At 67.4% G+C, this 9,842-nt stretch carries 9 protein-coding genes and 2 pseudogenes; 6 read left to right on the top strand and 5 right to left on the bottom strand.

Annotated elements, in window-relative coordinates:
- Positions 1–19 precede the first annotated feature (19 nt).
- Positions 20–373 (top strand): annotated as a pseudogene (locus B1A74_RS12130) (beta-barrel domain-containing protein); the annotation flags it as partial.
- Positions 374–386: 13 nt separating this feature from the next.
- On the opposite strand, the gene B1A74_RS12135 reads toward B1A74_RS12130, so the two are convergent.
- Genes B1A74_RS12135 through gshB form a run of 5 tightly spaced genes read right to left on the bottom strand, consistent with a single transcriptional unit; the run spans position 387 to position 4,248 of the window.
- Positions 387–1,340: an energy transducer TonB gene (locus B1A74_RS12135; protein WP_077244781.1), complete on the bottom strand. Its 954-nt coding sequence runs from the start codon at positions 1,338–1,340 to the stop codon at positions 387–389.
- Positions 1,315–1,863, bottom strand: a complete 549-nt coding sequence (locus B1A74_RS12140; RefSeq protein WP_018947563.1) for a Gx transporter family protein — start codon at positions 1,861–1,863, stop codon at positions 1,315–1,317. The genes B1A74_RS12135 and B1A74_RS12140 overlap by 26 nt, the downstream gene beginning before the upstream one ends.
- A gap of 2 nt (positions 1,864–1,865) precedes the next feature.
- Positions 1,866–2,246: a NusG domain II-containing protein gene (locus B1A74_RS12145; RefSeq protein ID WP_018947562.1), complete on the bottom strand. Its 381-nt coding sequence runs from the start codon at positions 2,244–2,246 to the stop codon at positions 1,866–1,868.
- Positions 2,243–3,304, bottom strand: coding sequence for an FAD:protein FMN transferase (locus tag B1A74_RS12150; protein WP_077244782.1), 1,062 nt, complete (start codon positions 3,302–3,304; stop codon positions 2,243–2,245). The genes B1A74_RS12145 and B1A74_RS12150 overlap by 4 nt, the downstream gene beginning before the upstream one ends.
- Entirely contained in the window at positions 3,301–4,248 is a 948-nt protein-coding gene (gshB, locus tag B1A74_RS12155; protein WP_018947560.1) for a glutathione synthase, read from the bottom strand. The genes B1A74_RS12150 and gshB overlap by 4 nt, the downstream gene beginning before the upstream one ends.
- 128 nt (positions 4,249–4,376) lie before the next feature.
- Between gshB and B1A74_RS12160 the strand changes: the two genes are divergently transcribed.
- The 5 genes and pseudogenes from B1A74_RS12160 to B1A74_RS12180 form a co-directional block, all read left to right on the top strand.
- On the top strand, positions 4,377–4,799 hold the full coding sequence (locus tag B1A74_RS12160) for a response regulator (protein ID WP_026289030.1): 423 nt from the start codon (positions 4,377–4,379) through the stop codon (positions 4,797–4,799).
- Between the two features lie 48 nt (positions 4,800–4,847).
- Positions 4,848–5,213, top strand: coding sequence for a response regulator (locus tag B1A74_RS12165; RefSeq protein WP_018947558.1), 366 nt, complete (start codon positions 4,848–4,850; stop codon positions 5,211–5,213).
- On the top strand, positions 5,210–5,788 hold the full coding sequence (locus B1A74_RS12170) for a chemotaxis protein CheW (RefSeq protein ID WP_024330021.1): 579 nt from the start codon (positions 5,210–5,212) through the stop codon (positions 5,786–5,788). The genes B1A74_RS12165 and B1A74_RS12170 overlap by 4 nt, the downstream gene beginning before the upstream one ends.
- 36 nt (positions 5,789–5,824) lie before the next feature.
- Positions 5,825–7,816 (top strand): annotated as a pseudogene (locus B1A74_RS12175) (methyl-accepting chemotaxis protein); the annotation flags it as partial.
- A gap of 60 nt (positions 7,817–7,876) precedes the next feature.
- Positions 7,877–9,842: FimL-related protein (locus B1A74_RS12180; RefSeq protein WP_483028315.1), on the top strand; the 1,966-nt coding region annotated here is incomplete at its 3' end.

Below are 9,842 nucleotides of genomic sequence, written 5' to 3' on the forward strand. Positions count from 1 at the left end.
CCACTTTCGACAGTAACTCGAGGATGCCGAGGTGATGGTGGAGGCGACCCTCCCCAACAAGGACATCGGCTTCGTGCGGCCGGCCCAGACGGCCGAGGTGAAGCTGCAGACCTTTCCTTACACCCGCTACGGCACGGTCGAGGGCGAGGTGCTCGAGGTCTCGCAGGATGCGGTCCAGGACGAACAACAGGGGCTGGTCTACGTGGTGCGGGTCCGCCTGGATCGGGACACGGTCCTCGTGCAGGACGAGCCCGTGCGCATTTCCCCCGGCATGATGGCCACCGTGGAGGTGAAAATCGGCAAGCGGCGCATCATCGAGTATTTCCTGACGCCGCTGCTGCGGGCGGCCCGCGAGAGTCTCAGGGAGCGCTGAGGCGGCAGGGGTCTCAGCGCACCTGCCGGACTTCGTCGCGGCGGAAGGCCCAGGTGCGGGTGATGACCAGTTCGTCGTATTCCTCGCGCATGGCCTCGGTGAACGGGGCGTAGGGGGCGCCCAGTTCCACGATGCGGATGGCGGCCTCGTCGAGCACGGGTTCGCCGGAGCTGCGGGCGACCTGGATATCGATCAGTTCACCTTCGGGGTTCAGGCGCACGGACAGGACCAGGCTGCCGGAAAGCCCCTGACGCCGGGCCTCGTCCGGGTAGTTGAGGTTGCCGACGCGTTCCACCTTGTCGATCCAGGCTTGGAGATAGGCCGCCTCCGGTGCGCTGCGCGCCGACAGGCTGTCGAGATAGCGGGTGCGCTGGCCGCGTGCGGCGAAGCTCTGGCGTTCCTCCGCCGGGGCCGCGCGGGCGCTCTCCAGTCCGCGGTTCATCAGGGTGGCGGCATCCGGGCGCGGCTCGGCCTCGGGGGTCTCGATCGGTTCCGGTTCGGCGACCTCGGGCGGGGCCGGTTCCGGCGATTCCTCGGCTTCGGGCATCTCCGGCTGCGGTTCGGGTTCGGGGGGCGACGGTTGCGCCACCAGCGGACCGGGTTCCGGCAGCGGGGCCTCCACGCCTTCGGGGCCGGGTTCGCCGGTGCCTTCGTCTGCGGCCTCGGGAGCGGTGGCTTCCTGGTCTTCGGGGTCTTCGGCGCTCGCCTCCTGGTCGATTTCGGCGATGCGCTCGACTTCCTCGGGGGGCGGCGCGGCGGCCTCGGGATCCGCAACCCGGGTAATGTCCAGCGGCTCGCGCGGGCTGGGGTCGGGCAGCTCCACGGTGAAGCCGATGCCCAGGATCACGAGCCCGTGGGCCAGCACGGCCAGGAAGACCATCGTGGCGAGATGGTTCGGACGCGCGGCGGCGTGTTCCGACGGGGGCGTCGGCACCGGGCGCTCAGGCTGGTCCTGGGGGGCGGGCATGGCGGATATGGCGCTGGATCCGGGGATCGGAAAGTACGTGGGCGGTCAGTATACCGGTGGTGGCGCCGGCGATCAGCGCGGTCAGCCACAGGGGTGGCAGGAGCAGTGGCAGGCCCGGGTGCGGGATGATCACCAGCCATGCGAGCAGGAACTGCCCGGTGACATGCGCCATGGCGGCCGCGATGGCCAGCCCCGTGGCGCCGACATGCCGCGGGGCGAAGGGTGCCAGCAGGGCCAGTGCGGCCAGCGCGGCCAGGGCGCCGGTCAGCGACAGCCAGAAGGCGGGGCTGAGCAGGGTGCCCAGCAGCAGGCTGCTGCCGACCACCCGCAGCAGGGTGACGGCGACTGCGGCGCGCCAGCCGAGGGTGAGCAGTGTGACGAGGGTCACGATATTCGCCAGGCCCGGCTTGACCCCCGGGATGGGACCGGGGATCGCGGCCTCGAGGATCTGAATGCCGATCGCGATGGCGGCGAGGGCAGCGATCTGCTGATCGCGGCGGGAGGCGGAGCGGTCGGCGTTCACGGTCAGTAGTGGATGCTGTCCCAGGCGGGTTCGGCGCCCTCTACCCGGAGGGTCAGGCGGTTGGGCAGGCTGATGGCCATGTCGCCGCGGGTGGAGAGCCAGCCGGCCCCCTCGCAGATGTTCTGTGTGCCCGGGGATTCCGCACAGCGGGCGCGCCCGGTCTCGATGTCCACCCGGGTGGTCCCGGCGGGGCCTTGCAGGCGCAGTTCGCGCGGGCCTTCCAGGGGCTCCCGGCGCGCGGGCTCGCCGGCCTGGGTAATGACCAGGCTGCGGCCCTCGCTCCCCGCGTCGGGGTTCCAGGCGAGGATGAAGGCGGTCACGACCAGTCCGGCCCCGGTTGCGGCGATGACCGCGTCCCCCCAGCGCAGGCCCGGAATCCTCACGGTGTGGAGCCGGCCTCCGGCCGTTCGCGGACCTCCGGCTCGGGGTGGGGCTCCCCGAGCTCGACGCGCGCGGCCATCGCCGGTGTGGCCTCGATGCGGCCGTCCGCCAGGACCACCAGGGCGTGGTCAATCCCGAGCCGGGCGGCGTATTCCGGCCAGTGTTCGGGACCGGCGATCATCAGGGTGGTGGCGGCCGCATCGGCCAGGCCGCCGTCACCATGCAGCACGGTCGCGGAGCGCACGCCCTCGGTCGGGCGGCCGGTTCGCGGGTCGATCACGTGGTGGATGCGTTCGCCCTCGTGTTCGTAACCGCGCTCATAGTCCCCGGAGGTGAACAGGCCCACGCCTCCGCCCAGTTTGATGCCGCCGAGGGTGCCCCCGTCCGGGTGGCGGATACCGATGCGCCAGTCGCGGCCGGCGGGCCGGCCCAGCGTCATCAGGTCGCCGCCGGCGTTGACGATGGCCGCCTCCACGCCCAGATCGGCCAGCAGGTCACGCGCGCGCTCCACGGCGGCGCCCTTGGCCAGTCCGCCGAAGTCCAGCTGCAGGTCCGGGTGGTGTCCGGTCAGGCGGACCCCGTTGCGTTCGATGTCTCCCATCGACGGCGGGTCCTCCAGCAGCTCGGCCAGTGTGTCGGCATCCGGGGGCGGGCCGGCGGGCTCGTCCCGGTGAAAGCCCCAGGCGGCGACCAGTTGTCCCATGGCGGGATTGAACAGCCCGTCGGTGGCCTCCTCCACCGCGCGGCCCTGCTCGATCAGCGGCAGCACCGACGGCGGGGCGCTGAATTCGCGTTGCAGCGGCAGCAGCTGGTTGGTGCGCCCGAGCGAACCTTCTTCCCAGGCGTGCCAGGAGGCATGCAGGATGTCGAGCTCCGCCTGCAGCTCGCGTTCGATCTCGGCGAGGTCATATTCCCCGGCCGGGGCGACCGCGACCTCGACCAGGGTGCCGAAGGCCCGGAACTGCAGGTGCTCGGTTTCCGGCGTGCGTTCGCAGGCCACCAGCAGCATCGCGGTCAGTGCTGCGAGGACGGGAAAAAACAAGGTGCGGCGCGGATTCATGCGGTTTCCCCCGTCACGAAATCGATGTAGCGGCCGGCGAGGTCCGCATCGCAGGCTGCATCCAGCTCGCGGACGCCGGTCGGGGAGGTGACGTTGATCTCGGTCAGGGATTCCCCGATGACGTCCAGTCCGGCGAAGTGGATGCCGCGCCGTCGCAGCTCCGGCCCGACGCGTTCGCAGATCTCGCGGTCGCGCGCGGTCAGTGGCACGGCTTCTCCCCGTCCCCCGGCCGCCAGGTTGGCGCGCGATTCACCGGGTGCCGGAATCCGTGCCAGGGCATGCTCGAAGGGTTCGCCGTGGATCATGATGATGCGCTTGTCGCCGGCCGTGAACTCCGGCAGAAAGCGCTGCGCGATGACCGTGCGCCGATCGAACCGGGTCATGGTCTCGAGGATCACCGAGGTGTTCGGATCGCCCTCGCGGACGCGAAAGATCGAACTCCCGCCCATGCCGTCCATCGGTTTGACCACGATATCGCCGTGCTGCTCGAGGAATGCGCGGATACGGGCGCGGTCGCGGGTGATCAGCGTCGGCGGGGTGCAGTCCGGGAACAGCGCCGTGAACGCCTTCTCGTTGATGTCGCGCAGCCCCTGCGGCCGGTTCGATACGCAAACCCCCGCATGTTCCGCGAGCTCGAGCGTGTAGGTGGAGTAGACGTATTCGGCGTCCGCCGGCGGGTCCTTGCGCATCAGAATGACATCGAAGCGATCCAGCGGGCCGGTGGTTTCCGTGCCCAGTTCGTGGAAGGCTTCGGAACGGTCCCGAACCTCGATTGGCCGGCTGCGGCCCATGGCGCGGCCGTTTTCGACCCACAGATCGTTCATTTCGAGATAGTCCACGGCGTGATCCCGGGCCCGTGCGGCGAGCATCATGGCGAAGGTCGTATCCTTGGCCGGCTTGATCCCCGTGACGGGGTCCATGATGATGGCGATCTTCTGGGGCACGATAACGGGCCTTTTCGTGATCCGTGTCAGACGATTATGCCACGCGGGGCAATATTACCGCTCGATGTTTGTGTATCCCGCGGGACTTCGTTAGATTCGGTCCTGCATATAGCCTTAGGGGGGATAAGGTGTCTGACGCGCCAGCGGAAGCCGACTCGGCCACCGAGTTTCAGGGAGTGAAGGTCATGGTGATCGACGACAGCAAGACGATCCGGCGCACCGCCGAATCCTTGCTGCAGAAGCACGGTGCCGCGGTGGAAACCGCCGTGGACGGCTTCGAGGCCCTCTCGAGGGTGGCGGATTCCCGCCCCGACATCATCTTCATCGACGTCATGATGCCCCGTCTGGACGGGTATCAGACCTGCGCCCTGATCAAGAACAACAAGCAGTTCAGGGAGACCCCCGTCATCATGCTGTCGAGCAAGGACAGCGTGTTCGACAAGGCCAAGGGGCGCGTCGTGGGGTCGGAGGACTATCTCACCAAGCCCTTCACCCGGGACGATCTCCTGGACGCGATGCGCAAGTACGCGCACCAGGGTGCCCCGGAATGAATTCATCGCGAGTAAATCGCGCGCACCAACCCAGGAAAGAATAACGCCATGGCCCGTATCCTGATCATTGACGACTCCCCGACCGAGATCCATGTCCTGCGCACGATGCTCGAGAAGAACGGGTATTCGGTATCCACGGCGGCCAGCGGGGAGGAAGGTGTCGAGACCGCGCGGGCCCAGGTGCCCGACCTGGTCCTGATGGACGTCGTGATGCCCGGTCTGAACGGCTTTCAGGCCACGCGAGAGCTCTCCAAGCAGGAAGAGACCGCCAATGTTCCCGTGGTGGTGGTCAGTACCAAGGATCAGGCGACCGACCGCGTCTGGGCCATGCGCCAGGGGGCGCGGGACTACATCACCAAGCCGGTCACCGAGGACACCCTGCTGCAGACGATCGAGAAATACCTCTCGGCATGAAGGTCGATACTTCCACTCCGTTTGCGCTGCTCGCGAGCCTGGATCGCGAGAGCCGGCGGGTGAACCGGGAGTATCAGCGCGATTCTTCATCCGGCTGGCGCGGCGTGCTTCTGGCCGTGGGCGAGTTCCGTTTTCTCGCGGACATGGAAGCGATCTCGGAGGTGACCGATCCCCTGTCCCTGACCCACGTCCCTCTGGCCGATCCCATGGTGCTGGGCGTGGGGAACCTGCGCGGTCTGGTGCTGCCGGTGTTCGATCTGGGGCGACTGCTGCTGGGGGAGCCCATCAGCGGGGACAGCTCGCGCCAGCGCATTGTCGTGGCCCCGCAGGGGCAGGGCATGGCCGGACTGCTGGTGAGTCGGGTGGAGGGCATGCGCAGTTGCGCACCGCATCAGAGGCGACTGGAAGTGGATGTGCCCGAGGCGGCGCGTCCGTTTGTTACGGGGGGGTTCGATCTGGGGCACCGGCTTCACCCCGTGGTGGACCTCAATCGGCTACTGAATGATACCGGGCGGTTTTCCGGTCTGGACATCGCGGAACCCGCCGAAGACCAACAGCAGGCGGCCGTCTCCTGACGGGGGCGGCATTACTGTTAAGGGAGTTAACGTCTTATGGGACCAAGTCGTCGTACGCGTAACCTCCTGCTGGGAGGGCTGGTGGTTCTGGCCCTGCTGGCCACGGGTGGCGCCGTCGTCTCGCACGAATACCAGCAGAGCCAGTATCGAGACCGGATCGCGCTGGCGAACGACATGCGTCTTCTGTCCCAGCGGCTGGCCACCGCTTCGCTGGAAGCTGCGGCGGGTTCCGAACAGGCCTTTGGCGACCTCGCCGAACTGCGCGATGCCTTCGACCACAATGTCGATGTACTCCGCGGCGGTCGCGAGGGCCTTGGGCCTCTGCCGGACGACCTGCAAGCCGACCTGGAACAGGTTCAGGGCGAGTGGAGTGGTTATCGCGGCAACGTGAATACGATCCTCCATGGGCGTGATGCCATCGAGGAGGTCACTGAATTCTCCGAAGCCGTGAACGAGTTCTCCCCCGAGCTGGCCCGGCTGTCCGACAGCGTGGTGCGGCGCATGTCGGAGATCGGCGAGGACCCCGATCAGATCTATGTGGCGGCACGCCAGACCATGCTGATCCAGCGGATCGGCAACAGTCTGAACGAGGTGCTGCAGGGCGGTGCCCGCGCCGCGACCGCGATCGAGCGTTTTGAGCGGGACGCCACCCTGTTCGGGCGGGTGCTGGACGGGCTGATCGAAGGCTTCGCGCCGCTGGGCATCGAGGCCGTGGATGATGCCGAAACCCAGGCGATGCTCGACGAGATCGGTACCTTGTTTATTGCCTTCAGCGAAGCGGTGGAGGGTGTGCTGGATACGTCTTCCCGCGTGTTCGAGGTGAACGCCGCCGCTGCAGATGTGGAAGCCGGCTCCGGCGACATGCTGCAGGTGTCCGGCGACCTGGAGGCTGCGCTGACCGACCGTGCCGCGCAGGTCGGGGTCCTGGCCTGGGTGGGATCCGCCTTCGGTCTGCTGGCGCTGATTCTGCTGGCGAGCATGGGCCTGTTCCTGTACCGCGATACACGCCGGGAGCTGGCCGAGACCGAGGCCCAGAATGAACGCAATCAGCAGGCGATCCTGCGCCTTCTGGACGAGATGATGAACCTTGCCGACGGGGACCTCACGGTCAACGCAACGGTGACGGAAGACTTCACCGGCGCCATCGCCGACTCGATGAACTTCGCGATCGAGAACCTGCGTACCCTGGTCGCCACCATCAACTCCGTGGCCGATGACATCAACGACTCGGCAGCAAACAGCCGCTCTCAGGTTCTGGGGCTGGCCGAAAAGGCCGAGCAGCAGACCCAGGAGATCCAGCAGGCGAACGACGCGATCGACGAGATGGCGCAGTCGGTCGACAAGGTGGCCTCGGACGCGGGGCAGTCCGCGGGGGTGGCACGAAATTCCGTGGATATTGCCTCGCGCGGGGCGGCCACCGTGCGCCGTTCCATCGAGGGCATGGATTCGATCCGCGAACAGATCCAGGAGACGGCGAAACGGATCAAGCGCCTCGGCGAATCCTCGCAGGAAATCGGCGACATCATCGGCCTGATCAACGATATCGCCGAACAGACCAACGTGCTGGCCCTGAACGCAGCGATCCAGGCCTCTGCGGCCGGCGAGGCCGGACGCGGATTTGCCGTGGTGGCGGATGAGGTCCAGCGTCTGGCAGAACGTTCCAGTAGTGCGACGCGCCAGATCGAAGGGCTGGTCAAGGCGATCCAGGCCGATACCAGCGAGGCCGTCAGCTCGATGGAACAGAGTACGGCCAACGTGGTGTCCGGGGCCGAGATGGCCCAGGCGGCGGGTGAGGCCCTGTCCGAGATCGAGCAGGTTTCCAACGATCTCGCCGGCCTGATCGACGGCATTTCCTCCTCGGCCCATCAGCAGGCGGAAATGGCGAAGAACGTCACGTCCATCATGGCGCAGATCCGTGAGATCACCAGTGAAACCACCGAAAGCACGCACACAACGGCGGCCTCCATCGACGACCTGGCCCAGCTGTCGCAGCAACTGCAGTCCTCGGTTGCGGACTTCAAACTGCCGGCTTCGGATCAGGACGGCGCAGGTCGTTCCGGAACGCAGGGTTAACGGCCGGGCCACGCAATGGTTGCCAGTGCACTGAACTGGGTACGGGACGAGCTGGACGCGCTGTTCGGCGAAGTCCAGGAAGCCCTGCGCCAATACTCCGACGACCCGACCAGCGTGGAATCGCTGGACCGGGCCCACGAGCGTGTCCGGCAGATTCGCGGGACGCTCGTGATGGTGCAGGTCGAAAGCGTCGTGAAGGTGTGCGACGAGATGCTCGCAGTGCTGGAGCATCTGCGCAGCGGCGAGTCCGCATCGGCCGCGACCACCGAGGCATTGTTGCGCGCCGCTCTGCAGCTCCCCGACTACCTCGAACACGGCGATGCCGCCGACCTGCCGTCTCCGATGGTGCTGCTCCCGCTGCTCAACGAACTCCGCAGCGTTCGTGGAGCGAGCATGCTGATGGACGTCGCCGAACTGATGCCCGACTTCGACGACGTCGATGATTCGCGCATGGGTGAGCCGGAAGAAGGGCTGTCGCCGGCCGAACGCCTGCGGACCCTGCAGCAGGCCCGGCGCAGTTTTCAGCGGGATCTGCTGGGACTGGTGAAGGGCGTGGATGCGGCGTCGGCCGCGGAGCGGTTGCACGAGGTCTCGCGCGAGGTCGTGCGGGCGGTCCCGGCCGGTGATTTCCGGCGTCTGTTCTGGGTGGCCGGTGCCCTGCTGGAGGGGCTGGCGCGCGGCGGGGTTGAGCTCAACAACGACATCCGGCGTCTGGTGGGGCGGGTCGATCGTGAACTGGGCCGCTACCTCAATGCGCTGTCCAATCAGCTGCGTGAGGGTGGCCAGGCCGACGACCTCGATTACGAAGCCCCCGTCGACACCATCAAGACCCTCCTGTTCCACGTGGCACGGGCCGAGGCGGACACTGAACAGACGCGCGCGGTCCGCGAGGTCTTCCAGCTTGATGACCTGAATGCCCGGGACGAGGACGCATCCAGTGGTCTGGGGCGCGAAGTCTTCGACAAGCTGCGTGCGGCCCTGGAGGATGATCTCGGAGAGGTCCGCGAACGCCTGGACGTGCTGATTCGTTCCGCGACCCGCGAGGCGGGCGATCTCGAACCATTGCGCGAACAGGTTCGGCGGATCGGTGCCACCATGCGCATGCTGGGGCTGGAACAGGGCGAGCATCACACCCGGGCCCTGGACGAATGTCTGGAACCCACGCGTCTGGCCCACCACGACGAACGTCTGGAGATGGAGCTGGCCCAGCATCTGCTCGCGCTGGAGTCCATCGTCGAATCCGGCCTGGAAGGCGAACGCGAGACCGCCAGCGGCGAGGCGGCCTACGACCGGAAGCTGGCGGAGGCGCTGTACCGCGAATCGCTGGTGGAGGTGCGCCGGGTTCGGGAAAACCTCATGGGTTTTCTGTCGGGCGACGCCCGTGCCAGCAGCCTCGACGAGGCGCGTGATGCCCTGCATCGCACACGCGGCGCGCTTTCCATGGGGGGGTTCCGCAGCCTGCATTCGCTTATTGATCCGCTGCTGCGTTTCCTCGATGACCGCGAGGGGATGACCGCGGCGGATCTGGCACCGGATGCCGTGGATGCACTGGCGGAGGTGCTCAGTTCGATCGAGGTCGCGCTGGAATCCTCCGGCCAGCCCTGGCGCGAACTCGACAGTGTCCATGAACGCGGTCGCAGTGCCCTGCAACGCCTGAGGGCATCCGACGACACCGCCCCGGTTCGGGAATCCCCCATGGCGGAACCCGCCGAGCCCGAACGGCCGGAGTCGGCTGACGGGGAGCCGGCCCCGATACCGGAACTCGATGTTCCAGAGGCGTCGGACAGCGCGCCGGAACTGGCCGCAGGAGATGCCGTACCGGATCCCGAACTCCCGGAAGAGGCCATTGTGCCGGCGCCGCGGTCGGAACCGGATGCCGAAGCCGCATTATTCAGTTCCGAGCTGGCTGAAGAGGGGGCGAGCGAGGAACCTGCCGGCGAGCCCGAGCCCGAGCCCGAGCCCGAGCCCGAACCCGAGCCCG

It is taken from the genome of Thioalkalivibrio halophilus (assembly GCF_001995255.1).
Lineage (GTDB): Bacteria > Pseudomonadota > Gammaproteobacteria > Ectothiorhodospirales > Ectothiorhodospiraceae > Thioalkalivibrio > Thioalkalivibrio halophilus.